The organism is Arthrobacter sp. (genome assembly GCF_031988865.1).
Taxonomy (GTDB): domain Bacteria; phylum Actinomycetota; class Actinomycetes; order Actinomycetales; family Micrococcaceae; genus Arthrobacter_B.
This window is the reverse complement of record NZ_DALZXY010000011.1, coordinates 3,261-20,961: the sequence shown is the minus strand read 5'-3', so window position 1 is coordinate 20,961 and position 17,701 is coordinate 3,261. Positions and strand designations below refer to the sequence as shown.

Annotated in this window: 20 protein-coding genes; 11 read left to right on the top strand and 9 right to left on the bottom strand. The window is 62.5% G+C overall.

Annotated features, from left to right (window positions below; all coding sequences use genetic code 11):
- Nucleotides 1–156: 156 nt before the first annotated feature.
- The 4 genes from RTN46_RS03665 to RTN46_RS03650 all read left to right on the top strand — a co-directional run bounded on the left by RTN46_RS03665 (nt 157) and on the right by RTN46_RS03650 (nt 2,204).
- A complete protein-coding gene (locus RTN46_RS03665; protein ID WP_312179096.1) occupies nt 157–504 on the top strand; it encodes a UBP-type zinc finger domain-containing protein in 348 nt (115 codons plus the stop codon).
- Nucleotides 505–881: 377 nt separating this feature from the next.
- Nucleotides 882–1,484, top strand: a complete 603-nt coding sequence (locus RTN46_RS03660) for a TetR/AcrR family transcriptional regulator (RefSeq protein WP_312179094.1) — start codon at nt 882–884, stop codon at nt 1,482–1,484.
- Complete coding sequence (locus RTN46_RS03655) at nt 1,481–1,888, top strand: DUF3054 domain-containing protein (protein WP_312179093.1); 408 nt, start codon at nt 1,481–1,483, stop codon at nt 1,886–1,888. The genes RTN46_RS03660 and RTN46_RS03655 overlap by 4 nt, the downstream gene beginning before the upstream one ends.
- Nucleotides 1,889–1,922: 34 nt before the next feature.
- A complete protein-coding gene (locus RTN46_RS03650; protein WP_312179092.1) occupies nt 1,923–2,204 on the top strand; it encodes an Lrp/AsnC ligand binding domain-containing protein in 282 nt (93 codons plus the stop codon).
- A 153-nt stretch (nt 2,205–2,357) separates the two neighbouring features.
- On the opposite strand, the gene trpD is transcribed toward RTN46_RS03650, so the two are convergent.
- Complete coding sequence (gene trpD, locus RTN46_RS03645; protein WP_312179090.1) at nt 2,358–3,404, bottom strand: anthranilate phosphoribosyltransferase; 1,047 nt, start codon at nt 3,402–3,404, stop codon at nt 2,358–2,360.
- A 159-nt stretch (nt 3,405–3,563) separates the two neighbouring features.
- Here trpD and RTN46_RS03640 point away from each other — a divergent pair, with 159 nt between their 5' ends.
- From RTN46_RS03640 to RTN46_RS03625, 4 genes are all read left to right on the top strand, one after another.
- Nucleotides 3,564–4,202: a heme-copper oxidase subunit III gene (locus RTN46_RS03640; protein ID WP_083521473.1), complete on the top strand. Its 639-nt coding sequence runs from the start codon at nt 3,564–3,566 to the stop codon at nt 4,200–4,202.
- Between the two features lie 75 nt (nt 4,203–4,277).
- Complete coding sequence (locus tag RTN46_RS03635; protein WP_312179087.1) at nt 4,278–5,063, top strand: cytochrome c; 786 nt, start codon at nt 4,278–4,280, stop codon at nt 5,061–5,063.
- A gap of 85 nt (nt 5,064–5,148) precedes the next feature.
- The gene (locus RTN46_RS03630; protein ID WP_312179086.1) at nt 5,149–6,174 is read left to right on the top strand and encodes a Rieske 2Fe-2S domain-containing protein; all 1,026 of its coding nucleotides are present in this window, start codon (nt 5,149–5,151) and stop codon (nt 6,172–6,174) included.
- 2 nt (nt 6,175–6,176) lie between these two features.
- Entirely contained in the window at nt 6,177–7,859 is a 1,683-nt protein-coding gene (locus RTN46_RS03625; RefSeq protein ID WP_312179084.1) for a cytochrome bc complex cytochrome b subunit, read from the top strand.
- Between the two features lie 170 nt (nt 7,860–8,029).
- Here the strand turns inward: RTN46_RS03625 and cynR are convergent, their stop codons facing one another.
- Nucleotides 8,030–8,932: a transcriptional regulator CynR gene (cynR, locus tag RTN46_RS03620; protein ID WP_312179083.1), complete on the bottom strand. Its 903-nt coding sequence runs from the start codon at nt 8,930–8,932 to the stop codon at nt 8,030–8,032.
- A 122-nt stretch (nt 8,933–9,054) separates the two neighbouring features.
- Between cynR and RTN46_RS03615 the strand changes: the two genes are divergently transcribed.
- Together RTN46_RS03615 and cynS are read left to right on the top strand one after the other, a co-directional pair.
- On the top strand, nt 9,055–9,642 hold the full coding sequence (locus tag RTN46_RS03615) for a carbonic anhydrase (RefSeq protein ID WP_312179081.1): 588 nt from the start codon (nt 9,055–9,057) through the stop codon (nt 9,640–9,642).
- A gap of 96 nt (nt 9,643–9,738) precedes the next feature.
- Nucleotides 9,739–10,221 (top strand): cyanase, encoded by a 483-nt coding sequence (gene cynS, locus RTN46_RS03610; RefSeq protein ID WP_312179079.1) that lies wholly within the window; start codon nt 9,739–9,741, stop codon nt 10,219–10,221.
- Nucleotides 10,222–10,357: 136 nt separating this feature from the next.
- Here cynS and RTN46_RS03605 read toward each other — a convergent pair whose 3' ends face one another.
- The 7 genes from RTN46_RS03605 to RTN46_RS03575 form a co-directional block, all read right to left on the bottom strand.
- On the bottom strand, nt 10,358–10,915 hold the full coding sequence (locus RTN46_RS03605) for a hypothetical protein (protein ID WP_312179078.1): 558 nt from the start codon (nt 10,913–10,915) through the stop codon (nt 10,358–10,360).
- Nucleotides 10,916–10,938: 23 nt separating this feature from the next.
- Nucleotides 10,939–11,655 carry a GntR family transcriptional regulator gene (locus RTN46_RS03600; protein WP_312179139.1) on the bottom strand — a complete coding sequence of 239 codons (717 nt, stop codon included), beginning with the start codon at nt 11,653–11,655 and terminating at the stop codon, nt 10,939–10,941.
- A 278-nt stretch (nt 11,656–11,933) separates the two neighbouring features.
- Nucleotides 11,934–12,335, bottom strand: a complete 402-nt coding sequence (locus RTN46_RS03595) for a cytochrome c oxidase subunit 4 (RefSeq protein WP_312179077.1) — start codon at nt 12,333–12,335, stop codon at nt 11,934–11,936.
- Nucleotides 12,332–14,059 carry a cytochrome c oxidase subunit I gene (gene ctaD / locus RTN46_RS03590; protein ID WP_312179075.1) on the bottom strand — a complete coding sequence of 576 codons (1,728 nt, stop codon included), beginning with the start codon at nt 14,057–14,059 and terminating at the stop codon, nt 12,332–12,334. The genes RTN46_RS03595 and ctaD overlap by 4 nt, the downstream gene beginning before the upstream one ends.
- Before the next feature lie 17 nt (nt 14,060–14,076).
- Entirely contained in the window at nt 14,077–14,922 is an 846-nt protein-coding gene (coxB, locus tag RTN46_RS03585) for a cytochrome c oxidase subunit II (RefSeq protein ID WP_312179073.1), read from the bottom strand.
- A 181-nt stretch (nt 14,923–15,103) separates the two neighbouring features.
- Nucleotides 15,104–15,496, bottom strand: a complete 393-nt coding sequence (locus RTN46_RS03580) for an iron-sulfur cluster assembly accessory protein (RefSeq protein ID WP_312179071.1) — start codon at nt 15,494–15,496, stop codon at nt 15,104–15,106.
- A gap of 119 nt (nt 15,497–15,615) precedes the next feature.
- A complete protein-coding gene (locus RTN46_RS03575) occupies nt 15,616–17,022 on the bottom strand; it encodes a dipeptidase (protein ID WP_312179070.1) in 1,407 nt (468 codons plus the stop codon).
- A 126-nt stretch (nt 17,023–17,148) separates the two neighbouring features.
- Between RTN46_RS03575 and RTN46_RS03570 the strand changes: the two genes are divergently transcribed.
- On the top strand, nt 17,149–17,701 hold a 553-nt coding region (locus tag RTN46_RS03570; protein ID WP_312179068.1), incomplete at its 3' end, for a DUF3043 domain-containing protein.

Here is a 17,701-nt window from a genome sequence, read left to right as displayed (position 1 = left end):
CAGCCACGTGAGCCGGGGGTCGGTAAGGGCGGGGCGTATTTCGGCTAACCGCTTCTGGGGTATGCAGCCGGTGGCTACCCTGAGGAAGGGTGACGGACCAGCAGCTATATGAATAAGGAATCCCCTCAAATCCCGTATATAAGGAGGAGATAGGTTATGGAACTTATTCCGGGCATCGATCCGGCCGTACCACCCAGCGGCACCGGCTGTGTTGAGTGCCTCCAGCAGGAAGGCTGGTGGTTTCACCTGCGCCGATGTGCCGAGTGCGGCCACGTCGGCTGCTGCGACGCGAGCCCCGGGCAGCACGCCACCGCGCATTGGCAGTCGACCGGACATCCCATTGTCCGCAGCTTTGAACCCGGGGAAGACTGGTTCTACAGCTATCCGGAAGACGCCATGTTCGAAGGTCCGGCCCTGGCCCTTCCGCTGGCACACCCGAACAGCCAGCCCGTGCCGGGCCCGGCCGGGTATGTGCCCTCCAATTGGATGAGCCTGCTCCACTAAGCTCCGGCCCGGGCTCCAGAACATGGCCGAAAGCCACGGCGAAGGTCCACACTCTATCCAGCCGCACCGTCCGGGAACCACGCAGGAGAAGCCCGAGTCCGCGGACCTGGGGCATCTCCCAAGCACAGCGGCGGGCGGGCCCGGCTACCGGGGCGCGTCCTTATGTATTACCGGCATGTATTACCGGCGGACCGGAGCGGAAGGGGGCGTTGATACAGTTATGAGACCCGTAAGCACGGCCCGCACCACTTTTGCGACAGCTTTCAGTGGCTTGACCTGATGGTTCACCAGAAGGCTGCCGTGACGGGCGTTGAGAAGATTTCAGTTGGTGCACGGCCGGCAGGCCGGCCCCAACAAGGCAGGAACAGGAGGGGTCGTTGCCCCGCATCACCGCCCCGACAGTCGCTGAGCACCGGGCAGCTCAGCAAAGGGCCCTCCTCAGCGCAGCCAGAACCCTCCTGGCACGGACCGGCGAGGCCCCGAGCATGGCAGAAGTTGCGGCGCTGGCCGGCCTCGCCCGTCCGAGTGCCTACCAGTACTACAAGTCCCGCACGGATCTCCTCCACGCCCTGGTGCTTGATGTTTTCCCGCGCTGGGCACAGCGCGTGGAACTGGCCATGGCCGAGGAAGAGCTGCCCGCGGACCGGATCCTCGCTTACGTCCTGACTAACATCACCCTGGTCGCAGAAGGCGAACACGCCGTCGGGCGGGTGCTGGCAGCCGTTGCCCCGAGCGAGGAACTCGATGCTCAGAGTTCCCGTATGCACCAGCAGCTGCTCGACCCGCTGGTCGGCGCACTCGAGGAGATGGGCGCCCCCGACCCTGCGGTCACGGCTGAACTCATCAATGCGATCGTCCACACTGGAACCCGCCTGCTCGAAGCCGGCACCCCGCATGTACAGGTACAGCAACGTGTACGGGAGCTCCTGGGGCCCTACGTTCGTGAACATGGCGGAAAAGCCAAGGAGACAACACTGTGACTTCCCCGTTCCACCGATTCTGGCCCGCCTTCCTGGCAGCCGACGTCGTACTCATCATTACCTTCGCCGCCCTTGGCCGGGACACACACGCCCACGGACTGGATCCGGCCGGCGTCCTGCTCACGGCCTCGCCGTTCATCGCCGCCTGCCTGGGCGGGTGGCTGGCACTTCGTGCCTGGCGGCGTCCAGCTGCACTGTGGCCCACAGGCATCTTCCTCTGGCTCATCACGGCGGGCGCAGGGCTGGCCATCCGTTTCCTGGCCGGAGGCGGGACGGCGCTGAGCTTCCAGTTGGTGACCTTCGGCGTGCTGGCAGCCTTCCTCCTGCTCCCCCGTGCGGCCTGCTCCCTGCTTGTCCTCAGGCACGCACGCCGCGATTCCACTAGGCTCAAGGAAAGGGCTTGACATTCCCCGCCCTGCAGGACCAGAAAGGCACGCCATGATCACCGCTTTCGTACTCATCCAGACCGACTCCGCCCGGATCCCCGAATGCGCCGAGGAGATCTCCGAAATCGAGGGCATCAGCGAGGTTTACTCGGTCACCGGTGAATGGGACCTCATCGCCGTCGCCCGCGTACGCCGGCACGAGGACCTTGCCGACACGATCGCGAACCGGCTTTCAAAGGTTCCCGGAGTGATCGGCACCACCACCCAAATCGCCTTCCGGGCTTACTCCCAGCACGATCTTGACGCTGCGTTCTCGCTCGGCTTCGAGGGGTAATTAGGCCAGCTAAACGGGCACTTCGTACCCCTAAATCAGCGTTGGGCACAACGTTTGGGTAACGAACTTTCCTGTGATGCACGCAATGACATGCACAAAAAGGGAGGCAGACCGCTCGGGTCCGCCTCCCTTTTTTGCTGTCCGGGCTGGCCTCTACTGCGTAACTTCCACCCAGCGGTCGAGGGCTGCCCGCGCACGTCCGCTGTCCACGGATTCCTCCGCCCGCCTGAGGGCTGCACGCAGCCGGTCCGTCAATGTCCCTTCGGCGGCGGGGTCCAGCGCGACCAGGGCCGCCGCAGCATTGAGCAGCACAGCGTCCCGAACCGGGCCTTTGTCTCCGGCCAGGACACTGAGTACGACGCCGGCGTTGGCGGCGGCGTCACCGCCGCGCAGATCGTCCAGCGTGGCCCTCGCGATCCCGAGGTCCAGCGGATCCACTACGGAGCGCTCTATGGCACCGTTACGCACCTCCCAGACGGTAGACGATCCCGTCGTCGTCAGTTCATCCAGCCCGTCACCACCCCGGAAGACCAGCGCGCGCACGCCCCGGGCGGCCAGCACACCGGCGATGAGCGGCGCAAGGCGTTCGTCCGCGACGCCAACCGCCGAAGCGGACGGGCGGGAGGGGTTGGTTAGCGGGCCCATGAAGTTAAACGCTGTGGCCACACCCATGTCGCGGCGGGCGACGGCGGCATAGCGCATGGACGGATGGAATACCTGGGCGAAGCAGAAAGTGATTCCCGCCTCGACGGCCGCTTCGGCAACACGCTCAACCGGCAGGTCCAGCCGCACGCCGAGGGCTTCGATGACATCCGCGGATCCGGAGGACGACGACGCCGCCCGGTTGCCGTGCTTAACAACCTTGGCTCCGGCTCCGGCGCAGACGAGGGCGGCCATGGTCGAGATGTTTACAGTGTTGTGCCGGTCTCCGCCCGTGCCCACGATGTCAAGCGTCTCTCCCGGAATCTCGATGGGCCGGGCGTTCTCCAGCATCGCTTCGACGAGGCCGGTGAGTTCGCCGACACTTTCACCCTTGGCCCGCAGGGACACGAGAAAACCGGCTATCTGCGCGTCCGATGCGTCTCCGGCCATGATTGTGTTCATTGCCCACCTGGTCTGCTCGGTGGCCAGGTCCTCCCCCGCGATGAGCGCGTTAATCAGCGTCGGCCAGGTGTGCTTGGAACTCGGAAACGTACTCACACAACCTAGGTTATCTACGAATCGTAGAAAATGCTGATTTGTTTCCGGAGGTTCAGTTCCGCGCCGTTATTGGGAAGCGGGCGGTTTGGGAACGAATCAGACGCGCCGTTCGTACGGTTACGTTGGTGAACTGGGCAGTTTTGCGGCCATAATGTCTATGTGACAACAGCGACCCATGCCCCCAGTACCCCGGCTCACCCCACGCTGAACCGCCCCAATATGGTCTCCGTAGGGACCGTGGTGTGGCTCTCAAGCGAACTCATGTTCTTTGCTGCGCTTTTCGCGATGTACTTCACTCTCCGCTCAACCTCGGGCGAGATGTGGGAGATCGAGACAGCCAAGCTGAACGTGCCTTTCGCTTTCGTGAACACGGTGATCCTTGTCTCCAGTTCCTTTAGCTGCCAGTTCGGCGTCTTTGCCGCCGAACGGCTCCAGCCCCGCCGCACCGGCGGCTTCTTCCAGATTGCACGATGGGGAATGGTCGAGTGGTTCTTCCTGACCTTCATCCTCGGAGCGATCTTCGTGTCCGTCCAGGCATACGAATACGCCGAACTCGTGTCCCACGGGATCTCGCTTTCCTCGAATGCCTACGGATCCTCGTTCTACATCACCACCGGTTTCCACGGCTTGCACGTGGCCGGCGGCCTGATCGCCTTCCTGTTCATCATCGGACGCGCCTATGCTGCCAAGCGGTTCGGCCACTTCGAGGCGACCTCGGCGATCGTGACGTCCTACTACTGGCACTTCGTCGACGTGGTCTGGATTGCCCTCTTCGTCATCATCTACTTCCTCAAGTAGCCAGCCTGGGCATCACCACACCCGATTCAAAGTGGCACGAGCAACCAAAAGACCACACAAGTTAGGAACCACTAAGTGAAGGCACTATCGCAAAGGCGACGTCACCCCTTGGCAGCAGTAGTGCTGCTGCTGCTGGGCCTCATCGTTACGGGCGGCATTTATGCAGCTGCCAGCGGAGCGAACCAGGCCCAGGCCGCCACCACCTACACTGCCGATGATGTGCAGCAGGGCGAGAAGCTTTTCATTGCCAACTGCGCCACCTGCCACGGCATGGAGGCCTCCGGCACCGAGAACGGTCCGTCCCTCGTGGGCGTTGGAGCGGCCTCTGTCGATTTCCAGGTCGGCACCGGCCGTATGCCGATGGCTATGCAGGGCCCGCAGGCCCAGCAGAAGCCGGCACAGTTCAACGAAGAACAGACCGCGCAGCTGGCAGCCTTCGTGGCTTCCCTTGGTGCCGGTCCCGCCGTTCCGGAAGATCAGTACCTCGAAACCACCGGCGATGCAGCTGCCGGCGGAGAGCTGTTCCGCGTGAACTGCGCCATGTGCCACAACGCAGCAGGCGCCGGTGGCGCCCTGACCCGCGGCAAGTTCGCTCCCGCGCTTGAGGGTGTCAACGAGGAGCACATCTACGAGGCCATGGTCACCGGCCCGCAGAACATGCCGGTCTTCTCCGACGCCAACATCAGCCCCGAGGAGAAGCAGGACATCATCACCTTCCTGAAGACCGTTGAAGCCAACGGATCTCCCGGTGGCGCCGAACTCGGTTCACTTGGTCCGGTCTCCGAAGGCCTGTTCATCTGGACAGCCGGTCTCGGCCTCATTATTGCTTTCACCATCTGGTTGACCTCCCGGTCTTCCTAACCATCGCCGCGCTCACCCCCTGGGGTGACATCACAGTTACACATAGGTCTACTAATGCAGTTTCAAGAGAAGGATGAGGGGGATCATGGGCGACCATAGTCACGGCAGTCCGAACACCTCGGGCACCGTTGCTACGGCTGGCCAGGGCGTAGAAGGGGAATTCCAGAATCCTGGTCTTCCCCCGCACCGCCCTCGCCTGGCCGACACGGATCCCCGGGCAGAGAAGCGCGCCGAAAAGCAGGTGGCGATTCTCTTCGCCATCTCGGTCATCGGCACCCTGCTCTTTTTCTACGCGTATTTCTTTATCCGCCTGGATGAGACCCTCGGTACCCTGCGGGTGCAGAACCTCTTCCTCGGCCTCGGCACCGCTTTTGCGATGCTCGGCATCGGCGTCGGCATCGTGCACTGGGCCAAGACCCTTATGCCGGACCACGAAGTCATCGAGGAACGCCACGAGGTCCGTCCCGAAGAGGACCGCATCGTTGCCGAGAAGATGATCGGCGATATCGTCGACGAGACCGGCATCAAGCGCCGCCCGCTCATCCGCAACACCCTCCTGGGCGCCGTCGCACTCGCACCGCTTCCCGCGATCGCAATGTTCCGCGACCTGGGTCCGCTCCCCGGCAACACCCTGCGCCACACCATGTGGGACAGCGGCGTACGCCTCACACGGGACCCCAGCGGAACCCCGATCAAGGCATCGGACGTCACCCTCGGATCCGCGTTCCACGTGATCCCCGAAGGCCTGAACGACGCCGAGAACAAGCTGGAAGAAAAGGCCAAGGCTGTTGTCCTGCTGATGCGCCTGGATCCTTCCGAGCTGAACCCCTCCCCCGGGCGCGAGGACTGGTCGGTTGACGGCATCGTGGCCTACTCGAAGATCTGCACGCACGTCGGCTGCCCGGTTGCACTCTACGAGCAGCACACGCACCACCTGCTTTGCCCGTGCCACCAGTCCACCTTCGACCTGACGCAGGAATGCGCGGTCATCTTTGGACCGGCCGTCCGGCCGCTGCCCCAGCTGCCGATCGCCGTTGACGACGAAGGTTACCTCGTTGCCACCAGCGACTTCACCGAACCCGTTGGACCGAGCTTCTGGGAGCGTGGCTGATCATGACTGCTAGCTCTGTTTCCTACGAGCCGAAGACCAAGCTCGGGCGCATCACAAACTTCGTCGACAGCCGCGTAAGCGGATCCATGATGGTCAAGGAATTCGGCCGCAAGGTCTTTCCCGATCACTGGTCCTTTATGTTTGGTGAAGTTGCGCTCTACACCTTCGTCATCCTGCTCCTCTCCGGAACGTTCCTGACGTTCTTCTTCGACCCGTCCATGGCGGAAACCCACTATGACGGCAGCTATGTGCCGCTCAAGGGTGTCGAAATGTCGGTGGCCTACGCTTCGTCGCTGGATATCTCCTTCGATATCCGCGGCGGCCTCTTCATGCGCCAGGTCCACCACTGGTCAGCCCTGCTGTTCGTGGCCTCGGTATCCGTGCACATGCTGCGCGTTTTCTTCACCGGTGCCTTCCGCAAGCCGCGCGAACTCAACTGGGTTGTCGGCGGCGTCCTGCTGATCCTGGCCCTTGCTGCCGGCTTCACCGGATACTCCCTCCCGGATGACCTGCTCTCAGGCAACGGTCTGCGCATCATTGATGGTGTTATCAAGGCTGTTCCCGTCGTCGGTACCTACATCAGCTTCTTCCTCTTCGGCGGAGAGTTCCCTGGCACCGATATCATTGGCCGCCTGTACGTGCTGCACATCCTCCTGGTACCGGCTCTCATCCTGCTGATGATTGCCATCCACCTCTTTATGGTCGTTATCCACAAGCACACCCAGTGGCGCGGCCCGGGACGTACCAACAACAACGTTGTCGGTTTCCCGGTTGGTCCTGTATACGCGGCGAAGGCCGGTGGATTCTTCTTCATCGTCTTCGGCATCATCGCCTTCATCTCCGCCGTCTTTACGGTCAACCCCATCTGGAACTACGGTCCTTACGACCCCTCCCCCGTCTCGGCAGGCACCCAGCCTGACTGGTACATCGGCTGGGTCGACGGCGCGCTGCGACTGATGCCGGGCTGGCTGGGCGGGTTCCCGCTCGAATGGAACATTCCGTTCCCCTGGGGCGTAAACACCCTGTCCCTGAACGTCCTGATCCCGGCACTTATTCCGGCAGGCATCGTCTTCACGCTGCTCTTCACCTGGCCGTGGATCGAAGCCTGGGTCACCAAGGACAAGCGGATCCACAACCTGCTGGACCGCCCGCGCAACGCTCCGACCCGTACCGCCATCGGCGTAGCCGGCGTCATCTTCTACTGCGTGATGTGGGCAGCTGCCAGCTCCGACCTCATCGCCACGCACTTCCTGGTGTCGCTGAACGATGTCACGTACTGGCTGCGTTTCCTGTTCTTCTTCGGCCCGGTCATTGGCTTCATCGTGGCCCGCCGCATCGCCCTGGCGCTGCAGCGCAAGGACCGCGAGATTGTGCTCCACGGCGTGGAAAGCGGCCGTATCGTCCGCCTGCCGCACGGTGAGTACATCGAAGTTCACGAACCGCTCGACGAGTACAAGCGCTACAAGCTGGTTGCTTTCGATTCGCCCGAGGTCCTGCCGGCCCAGCCGGATGCCAGGGGCAAGATCAGCGGGCGGGAGAAGCGCCGCGGTGCCATCTCCCGGTTCTTCTTCGAGGACCGCGTTGCTCCGGTGTCTCCCGCCGAGCTCGAAGCAGCACACCATCACGAAGCGCCTGCCGAAGTTGAGGCAAGCGAAGAGGACCAGGCTTCGATCGAGAAGCACTAGCCCACTCTGAAGAAGCCCCCGGCCAGCAACTGCTGGCCGGGGGCTTCCTGCGTTAAGGCGGGTTCAATGTGCCGATATGTGGAGCCTGGGTTTGTTGGCTGGGGGTCCGGGTGCCTGGACGAAAGGCTGTGGGTGCGGTCACCGGCCTCATTGCCTGTGAGGCTCCGCGGTTATCCCCTGTTTGAAAGCTGGTGGCCGATCTCATGGGCCAGTTCCGTGAAGGCCTGGGTGGCGGCGCTCCGGTAGGCATCCTGGCGGAAAAGGAGCGCAGCGGTTCGGGCGGGCAGGGGCGGATCGAGGGAGACCGAAACCAGGTTGGGGTGGCCGTGGGTGATCGCATCCGGCAGGACCGTTGCCAGAGGGGTGCGTTCAACGATTTCGATGAGCGCCTGAATGGAGTTCGCCTCCACCGTGATTCTGGGGTCGATCCGTTGACCGGCGAGATACGCATCGATGTGGCTGCGCGTGGCGAAATCCCCGCTGAGCAGCGCTAGCTGGAGGCCGCCCAGCGCCTGTACGGACAGGGCGGCAAAGGCCTCCTGTGGCCCCGGCCTGCGGGTGACAAGGCTCAGGGTCTCGGTGAAGAGGGAGACTGCACTTATGCCCGGTGCAGGTGCGTCCGAGAAGGCGATACCGAGGTCAAGTTCATCACTTAGCAGTGCGCCTTCGATGTGATCCTGGGTCATTTCGGTAAATGTCAGACTGATGCCGGGGTTCCGCGAGCCAAATTCAGCGACCAGCGGTCCGAGGAGATAGGCCGTAAAGGTGGGCGTCGCTCCCAGACGAAGGTGACCTCGGGACAGGTCTTCCACGTCGTTGATGGCTCGTTCGGCGGCTGCCAGGTCCCGCAGGGCCTGGCGGGCATGCGTGGCGTACACTTCCCCGGCATCGGTGAGCCGCACTGTGCGTCCGGTTCGGTCAAGCAGCTGAACCCCCAGCAGCCGCTCCAACTGCTTGATCTGCTGAGAGAGGGTGGGCTGGGCTATCCCCAGTTCGTCGGCCGCATAGGTGAAACTGCGCTGCTCAGCAACGGCGAGCAGATAGCGGAGGTGGCGTAGTTCGATGGCGGCCATGCAGCCATCATAGATGAGAACTATGGAATCGCGTCACAGAGACTCTTGGACTCTATAGCTGTTGGTCGGGCAGAGTGACATTGTCGGCCCATCAAAGCCGGCCAGCACTAAAGGAGCAACCGATGCAGATCCTCACTGACGGAATTGACCACTTCCAAAAAGACGTATTCCCGGCCAAGGCGGAACTGTTCGCCCATTTGGCCGATCACCACGCACCGCACACACTTTTTATTGGTTGTTCGGATGCCCGCGTTGTACCGGAACTGATCACCGGCACCGAACCCGGGGACCTTTTCGTCATTCGCACCGCGGGCAACCTGGTTCCCGCTTTTACCCCGGAAGCAGACGGGGTCGCAGCTAGCATCGAATATGCCGTGGCTACGCTCGGCGTCCGGGACATCATCATATGCGGGCATTCAGCCTGCGGGGCGATGACCGCGCTGGCCCAAGGCCAGGACCTAAGCGGCGCTCCAGCAGTCGCCAAGTGGCTGCGGCATGCAGATGCTTCACAGGCACGGACCACCACGGCGGGTGACGTTCCCGACCTGGTAAACCAGAACGTCCTCGCCCAGCTCGCAGACCTTGCAACGCACCCTTCGGTGGCCCAAGCCCTGGCGGAACGCAAGATTACTCTGCATAGCTGGGTCTTTGACATCCGTACCGGCCGCGTAACGGACCTGACGGAGGCCAGCGCCCCGCTGCCGGCCTAACTCGGGCCGGAGCGGTTCCATTTCCCCACTCCACGTTCAGTTACCCACCCTGACGTGGCCCTCCCCCAGAATAACCAAGAAAGAAGACAACAAATTATGCCACAAATTATGCTGCACTCCCAGTTCGACCCCACCGCCCGCCAGGCAATCGCCGTCGCCGCCGTTGAGGCGAAAATCATGAAGGACCTATCCTGGAAACAGATTGCCGATGCGTCTGGTCTCTCTGTCGCTTTCACCACGGCCGCTATCCTCGGCCAGCATCCGCTGCCGGAAGGAGCCGCCAAGGCAGTTGCTGAGCTCCTTGACCTGGACGAGCATGCGGCCTTGCTGCTCCAAGCTGTTCCCACCCGCGGCTCGATCCCCGGAGGGATCCCCACCGATCCCACCATCTACCGCTTCTACGAAATGCTCCAGGTTTACGGGACCACGCTCAAGGCCCTGGTTCATGAGGAGTTCGGCGACGGCATCATATCCGCGATCAACTTCAAACTCGACGTCAAAAAGGTAGCCGACCCCGAGGGTGGCGAACGTGCCGTTATCACCTTGGACGGAAAGTACCTGCCGACCAAGCCGTTCTGATCCAACCGCCGTAAAGGAAGCTGACTGGGCGGGCCGGAACAACTTTCCTGCCCGCCCTGCAGATCCGGGGCATTGAGCCCCGCGCCGGAACGGTCACCCCGACGTGTTGCGGCCGTGATTGATGTGAAGCACCGTCCTAGAGCTCGAACGGGACCTTAGAGGGCAATGGATACCTGCGCACCGGGTGATCAAGGTCGTCATACGGGGCCGAACCAATACTCAGCTTCGTGAAGTCAAGGCGGGACTCGCGAAGGACAACGAGGATACCCTTGACCGCGAGTTTCACGTCAGGGACCAGGCACAGGATGTTCAGCTTATACGGGCTGAAACCCGTCTCCTCCACCGACCCCAGGCCTCGCCAGGCGAAGTAAGTGCCGATGGCTGTTGAGGCCTTGTGCTCCAGATAGCGGTCCCGCTCCGTGCCGTCGCGTGACTTGAGCGCAAACTGGGCAATCACCCAGTGCTGTTCCTCTTCGGGAATCTCCGCGTAGCCCTCAGCTGCGGCGGCGTCACCGAACTTGGTGAGCAGTGCCTCCGCTGCGTCTGTAACGACGTCCTCGCGGATGGACACGGTGCCTTCATTGCCCACCCTCCCCTTCGTCGTCATGATTGTCCCGTCCTCGGGCTCGTAGACGGCTTCCTTGAACAGCATCGCGCGCGGCGGGTCCGGCTTGTACATCCTCAGGATCTCCATTCGGCGATCCCTCCATTCTTGTGTCAGGTCGCCTGGTGGCGTCCGGGGTGGTAGGAGCGCGGCGTCCTGATACCTGGCCGCTGGAGCGGTACCCAGAGCTTGTATCGGTCGGCGCGGTAATAGGAAACGGAATAGTCGACCATCGAGCGGGAGACGTACGCGTGCCGCTGAATCTTCAGCAGCGGAGCGCCCAGCTCAACGTTGAGCAGACGCGCGATGGAAGCAGAGGCAGCAGTTGCCTCGATAGTGTCCTCACCCCATTCGATGACCATCCCGTAACGCTCGCTGAGCACCCGGTAGAGGGAAGTGGGGGGCTCTTCGTCGAGCATCCCCGGGACGTGCCAGGCTGGAATGAAGTTCTCGTCGACGCTCATTGGCTCACCATCGGCAAGCAGCTGCCGCCGGAATCGGACGACGGGCTGTCCGGGATCGATTTGCAGTTCCCGGGCGACGAGGTGGGACGCGCCGACCTGTTCAAAGGTGAGCACGCGGGCGTCCGGCACCATGCCGCGCCGGTGCATTTCTTCGCTGTAGGAGGTGAGCTTGATCTGCAGGTCCATTTTGGGCCTGGCCACGAAGGTGCCTACTCCGACGACCCGTTCCAGGATCTCGTCCGCGACGAGGGCGTCGATGGCCTGGCGAACCGTCATCCGGGCCACCCCGAAGTGCTCGGCCAGTTCGCGTTCGGACGGCACCGACTCTCCGGCCGGAGCGTACTGCTCGACGAAGCGGCGGAGCATGCCCTCCAGCTGGCGGTGCTTGGGCACACCGGAGGCCGGGTCAATGTTCTCGGGGAAATCCCTCAGGGCTCTTTGGATCACAGACTGAGCCGGAGACAGGCAGGCAGAACGGTCATTCGGGCGGACCCCTTCATAAGGATTGCGGCGCTCTCTCTAGGATACCGGCCGACCCGGGATCCAGGACGGCGGGTAAGACCGCGTTCGGGACAGCAAAAGGGAGGGCCCGCAGAATCTGCGGGCCCTCCCAATTGATTAGCTTCAGCTGTTTGGCGCGAAGCCTAGTGTGCGTGGTTTCCACGGCTGTACTCGAAGACCCACCCAATCAGGGCAACTACGGCGAGGCCGGCACTGATGTAGAAAACCCACCAGCCAACAGCCAGGCCGAGGAATCCTCCGGCGGCGGCTGTCGCCAGGACCAGAGGCCACCAGCTCCACGGGCTGAAGAAGCCCTGTTCGCCGGAACCTTCATGGATTTCCGCGTCAATCCGATCCTCGGGACGCATTCCAATCCGGCGGCCGGTGAAGGCAAGGTAGAAGCCGATCATCAGCGACATGCCCGCTGTCAGGAAAAGGGCCAGGAAGCCAACCGGTTCCATCCATTCCACGAGGTAGCCGTAAGCAATGCCGACTACGAGGAAGAACGGAGACATCAGAAGGAAGAGCTTGGACTCGATTTTCACTTGACGCTCTCCTGACGGTCAGCTGAGCCGTATACCTTGCCCGGTGCGGACTCGTGCGTGACGGTCTGCTGAAGTTCCGGATGGTGCAGGTCAAGTGCCGGACGCTCCGAGCGGATGCGCGGCAGTGAGGTGAAGTTGTGACGCGGCGGCGGGCAGGACGTTGCCCACTCGAGCGAGGCACCGAAGCCCCAAGGGTCATCAACCTCGACCTTTTTGCCATGACGCCAGGTGATGTACACGTTCCAGAAGAACGGGATCAGCGAGGCACCCAGGACAAACGAAGCGATGGTGGAGAACTGGTTCATCGCGGTGAAGTTATCCTCCACCAGGTAGTCAGCGTAACGGCGCGGCATGCCGATGACACCAAGCCAGTGCTGGATCATGAACGTGCCGTGGAAGCCCAGGAACAGCAGCCAGAAGTGAATCTTGCCGAGGCGTTCGTTGAGCATCTTGCCGGTCCACTTCGGCCACCAGAAGTAGAAGCCGGCGAACATCGCGAAGACGACGGTACCGAAGACCACGTAGTGGAAGTGCGCAACCACGAAGTAGGTATCGGAGACGTGGAAGTCCAGCGGCGGGGCCGAGAGGATGATGCCGGTCAGGCCGCCGAAGAGGAACGTGATCAGGAAGCCAATGCTCCAGAGCATCGGGGTCTCGAACGTAATCGATCCCCGCCACATAGTGCCGACCCAGTTGAAGAACTTCACGCCTGTTGGCACCGCGATCAGCATGGTCATGAATGCGAAGAACGGAAGCATCACAGCGCCGGTTACGTACATGTGGTGTGCCCACACGGTCACGGACAGGGCAGCGATGGCGATGGTTGCATAAACCAGGCCCTTGTAGCCGAAGATCGGCTTGCGGCTGAAGACCGGGAAGATCTCCGAGACGATGCCGAAGAACGGCAGGGCGATGATGTACACCTCAGGGTGGCCGAAGAACCAGAACAGGTGCTGCCAGAGGATTGCTCCACCGTTTTCCGGGTCGAAGATATGAGCTCCGAAGCGGCGGTCAGCGCCGAGGGCGAACAGAGCAGCGGCCAGCGGCGGGAACGCCATGAGAATGAGGATGGCCGTCACGAGGGTGTTCCAGGTGAAGATCGGCATACGCCACATGGTCATGCCCGGGGCACGCATGCAGATAATCGTGGTGATGAAGTTAACGCCACCGAGGATCGTGCCGAAGCCGGAAAGCGCGAGGCCGAAGACCCACAGGTCACCACCCACGCCGGGTGAGAACGTTGTATTAGACAACGGAGCGTAAGCAAACCAGCCGAAGGACGCGGCACCCTGAGGGGTGATGAAGCCCGAGACGGCGATGATGCTGCCAAGAAGGAAGAACCAGAAGGCCAGCGCGTTCAGCCGCGGGAAGGCGACGTCGGGCGCGCCGATCTGCAGGGGCATGATCACGTTCGCGAAGCCGGCAAACAGCGGCGTTGCGAACATCAGGAGCATTACGGTGCCGTGCATGGTGAACAGCTGGTTGTACTGTTCCTTGGTCTGCAGGATCTGCATACCGGGTTCGAACAGCTCAGCACGGATGACCAAGGCCATCACGCCGCCGAGGCAGAAGAAGATAAATGCGGCTATCAGGTACATGTACCCGATGGTCTTGTGGTCAGTGGAGGTGATCCAGTTGACGACGATGCGCCCCTTGGAGACCGGTACGACGCGCGGTGTTACCTGCGTGCCTGATTCCTGCGAAGTGTATTCCAGGGTAGTCATTGCTTCCTCCTACCTCCTTACTTCGTGGGATTCAGGTTGGTGTTGCGGTCGTATTCCGCACCCAGCTGGCCATCATTGAGGGTGGCCAGGTAGGCCTCGTACTCGGCCTCGGAAACGACCTTCACGTTGAAGAGCATCTCAGAGTGGTACTCGCCGCAAAGCTCGGCGCACTTTCCTTCGAAGGTGCCTTCCTGCTGCGGGGTGAGAGTGATGTAGTTGGTCCGGCCCGGAACCATGTCCTTCTTCTGCAGGAACGCGGGAACCCAGAACGAGTGGATAACATCGCGGGCATTCAGCTGCAGTTCAACGGACTTGTTCACGGGGAGGTACAGGGTCGGAATCTGGGATTCGTCCTTCTCTCCGCCGTCAAGGTTCACCTGGACGCCGCTGTAGTACTTGTCTTCATTGACATAGTTGAAGTCCCAAGACCACTGCTTGCCGCGGACGTCGACGACGACGTCGGGATTGTCATCGCGGGCCTCAATGGCGCGGATGTCCTGGTCCGTGAAGAAGAAGAGCACCAGCACCATAAAGAGCGGGATAGCCGTGTAGAAGATTTCCAGCGGCAGGTTGTAGCTCAGCTGACGGGGGTAGCCCGTCTCATTCTTGCGGCGCCGGTACGCGATGATGCACCAGAGGATCAGTCCCCAGGTGAGGATGCCCACTGCCAGCGCAGCGATCCATGAATTGACCCAGAGGTCCATGATGCGGCCGGTGTGATTGGTCGTGTCGTGTTCCGTGGGCAACCAGCCCTTTTGGACATCTGACGAACAACCCGATAAAAACAACGCGCCGGCCGACGTTACGGCTGAGATCTTTAAGATCCTGGCGCGTCGGCTGCTGGTTCGGTCCTGCGAACTCACAGACGGCCCTTCCTCTTGTTACGTGCAAGTGCGGCACAGCGGACTAAAACCCCCAGCTGCGCACGATCAGTTTTACTACTACGTGTAGAGCTTACCCCGGACGCGGCGCTGTCCAGTGACAGACGGCACCGCGTGCCGGACAGAATACCCTCTATTACGGCCCGAAAGCCGCGGCTGCGTCCTAGTGGAAGGAGTCTCCACAGGCACAGGACCCACCGGCGTTGGGATTGTCGATGGTGAAGCCCTGCTTCGAAATGGTGTCCTCAAAATCGATGGAGGCCCCAGACAGGTACGGCACGCTCATCTTGTCGACGATGACTTCTACGCCATCGAAGTCGCGTACCGCATCTCCCTCCAGCACCCGCTCATCGAAGTAGAGCTGGTAGATCAGGCCCGAGCAGCCTCCGGGCTGCACAGCCACCCGCAGGCGAAGGTCAGTGCGGCCTTCCTGCTCCAGGAGGGAGCGTACTTTGCCGGCTGCCACGTCGGACAGCGCCACTTCGTGGATGGGCAGTTCTGCTTCCGCTTCCGTACCGGTCAGGCCGGAGGCGTTTTCACTCGTGGAAGTGCTCATTGCTTCTCTCTTTCCGTCCGGGCACCCGGTCCGCCAGCGAAGACATTTCACTACCGCTGCCGGGCCGGGAAGCCAGTTCACTCCATCCTACGTCGGGGCACCCCCGGTCCTGTAACCGCCTAGGGCGTTTCCTGCGTTCCGAGGCGTGCCAAGAGCAGCGCCTCGGCCAGAATGGCGTTCTCAAAGTCGCCGAGTTCCAGTGATTCGTTGGCGGAATGCGCACGGGAGTCCGGATCTTCAACCCCGGTGATCAGGATCTGCGCTGCTGGGAAGACCTCGACCAGGTCCGCGATAAAGGGAATGGAACCGCCGACCCCCATTTCGACCGGGGTGGTGCCCCACGCGGTTTCCAAGGCCCAGAGGGCGGTCTGCGCGGCGGGCGCTGACGTGTCGGTGGCGAAGGCATTGCCCCTCTCCCCCGGGGTGAACAGAACCTCCGCGCCAAATGGACGGTGCGCGTCGAGGTGTCGGGCGACGGCGTCCATCGCAGCCTCGGGGTCCTGTCCCGGTGCAAGGCGAAGGCTGAATTTTGCCCGCGCCACCGGCTGGATCGTGTTTGAAGCCATGGCCACCGACGGCACGTCGATGCCGATGATGGAGAGGGCCGGCTTGGTCCACAGCCGCGAGGCAATGGAGCCGGTGCCTGCCAGCTGCACCGAGTCCAGGACTGAAGAGTCGGCCCGGAAGTCCTGCTCCGGGTAGTCCACCGCGGCGTCGTCAAAACCGGCAAGCCCGTCAATGGCCAGGCTTCCCTGCTCATCGTGGAAGGTACTGATCAGCCGGGCCAGCAGCGTCGGCGCGTCCAGCACCGGGCCGCCGAACATGCCTGAATGGACGGCGTGGCCCAGTACGCGCACTTCGAACGTACCGTCCACCAGTCCGCGCAGGCTGGTGGTGAGCGCCGGGGTACCGACCTTCCAGTTTCCAGAGTCAGCAACGACGATTACGTCTGCCTGAAGCAGGTCGCGGTGCGTCTCAAGGAACTTGCGGAAGGTGGGTGAGCCGGCTTCCTCTTCACCTTCGATGAAGAACGTGATGCCGACGCCGGACTCGGCGCCCAGGACCTCGTCCAGGGCACGGAGCGCGCCGACGTGCACCATGATGCCGGCCTTGTCATCTGCCGCCCCGCGTCCGTAAAGACGGCCGTTCCGTTCGGTAGCGGTGAAGGGCTCCGTCTCCCAGAGCGCCGAATCCCCCGGCGGCTGGACGTCATGGTGCGCGTAGAGCAAGACGGTTGGCTTGCCCTCCTGCGCCGGGCGGCGGGCGACGACGGCGGGACCGCCGGGCTTTCCATCCTGCTCAACCCGAAGAACCTGTACATCTTGGAGTCCGGCGCCGCGCAGCAGCGCCGCCACCGCCTCCGCGGAACGGTCAAGGTTGGCCGGGTCGAAAGAATCCCAGGCGATGCCTGGGATGGCCACAAGGTTGATCAGGTCTTCTTTGGTGCGGGGAAAGGCTGCCGCTACGCTGGCGCGCAGCGCCGCTTCGTCCGGCAGTCTGCTGGAGGATCCGGGTGTAGATGTCATAGGGCAAACCCTACAACCGCGTTGCCCTGCTCCGACGCGTCCGCGCTGATCAGAGCGCAGAGACGCGTTGCATTACCTAGTCCTGTGCGCACGCGGGAGCAGCGCGGTTCAGGGTATCCTTGATGAGTGTTCGGACGAAAGAAAGAAGCGCCCACCGCGCAGGAAACTGTGGACAAGGCAGCCTCAGCCCAAGCGGAGCAGGCAGGGAAGGTTCAATCCCCGTCGGCTGGCAAGGGCGCTCCCACGCCGCGGCGCAAGGATCAGGTAGCTGCACGGCAGCGCCCGCTGGTGCCCAACGACCGCAAGGCTGCAAAGGATGCCAGCCGGGCTGCGATGCGTGAAGAGCGCCTCAAGACCCGCGCTGCACTAGACACCGGTGATGAGCGCTACCTGCCCGTACGCGACAAGGGCCCCAACCGGCGGTTCGTCCGCGACGTGGTGGATGCCCGCTGGAACGTGGGCGAGTTCGTAATGATCGCAGCAGCGGTCTTCGTCGTCGCCAGCTTTATCCAGAACCTCACCGTGCAGAGCTTTATCCTGATGGCCTTCTGGGCCCTGATCGTGCTCGTCATCATCGACAGCATTCGGATCCGCTTTATCCTGCGCCGCAGGCTCACCACTAAGTTCGGATCCCCGAACCAGGGTGACGTCTGGTACGGAATCTCCCGGGCACTGCAGC

Coding starts and splice junctions, on each gene's coding strand:
- RTN46_RS03600 (WP_312179139.1), bottom strand. CDS start 11,655: ATGCTCCGCCGCTTCGTCGAGCAGTACGCTCCGGCCGGAGAGTCGGTG.
- RTN46_RS03650 (WP_312179092.1), top strand. CDS start 1,923: ATGATCACCGCTTTCGTACTCATCCAGACCGACTCCGCCCGGATCCCC.
- ctaD (WP_312179075.1), bottom strand. CDS start 14,059: ATGACTACCCTGGAATACACTTCGCAGGAATCAGGCACGCAGGTAACA.
- cynR (WP_312179083.1), bottom strand. CDS start 8,932: ATGGCCGCCATCGAACTACGCCACCTCCGCTATCTGCTCGCCGTTGCT.
- RTN46_RS03580 (WP_312179071.1), bottom strand. CDS start 15,496: ATGAGCACTTCCACGAGTGAAAACGCCTCCGGCCTGACCGGTACGGAA.
- RTN46_RS03665 (WP_312179096.1), top strand. CDS start 157: ATGGAACTTATTCCGGGCATCGATCCGGCCGTACCACCCAGCGGCACC.
- RTN46_RS03630 (WP_312179086.1), top strand. CDS start 5,149: ATGGGCGACCATAGTCACGGCAGTCCGAACACCTCGGGCACCGTTGCT.
- RTN46_RS03575 (WP_312179070.1), bottom strand. CDS start 17,022: ATGACATCTACACCCGGATCCTCCAGCAGACTGCCGGACGAAGCGGCG.
- RTN46_RS03625 (WP_312179084.1), top strand. CDS start 6,177: ATGACTGCTAGCTCTGTTTCCTACGAGCCGAAGACCAAGCTCGGGCGC.
- RTN46_RS03615 (WP_312179081.1), top strand. CDS start 9,055: ATGCAGATCCTCACTGACGGAATTGACCACTTCCAAAAAGACGTATTC.
- RTN46_RS03605 (WP_312179078.1), bottom strand. CDS start 10,915: ATGGAGATCCTGAGGATGTACAAGCCGGACCCGCCGCGCGCGATGCTG.
- cynS (WP_312179079.1), top strand. CDS start 9,739: ATGCCACAAATTATGCTGCACTCCCAGTTCGACCCCACCGCCCGCCAG.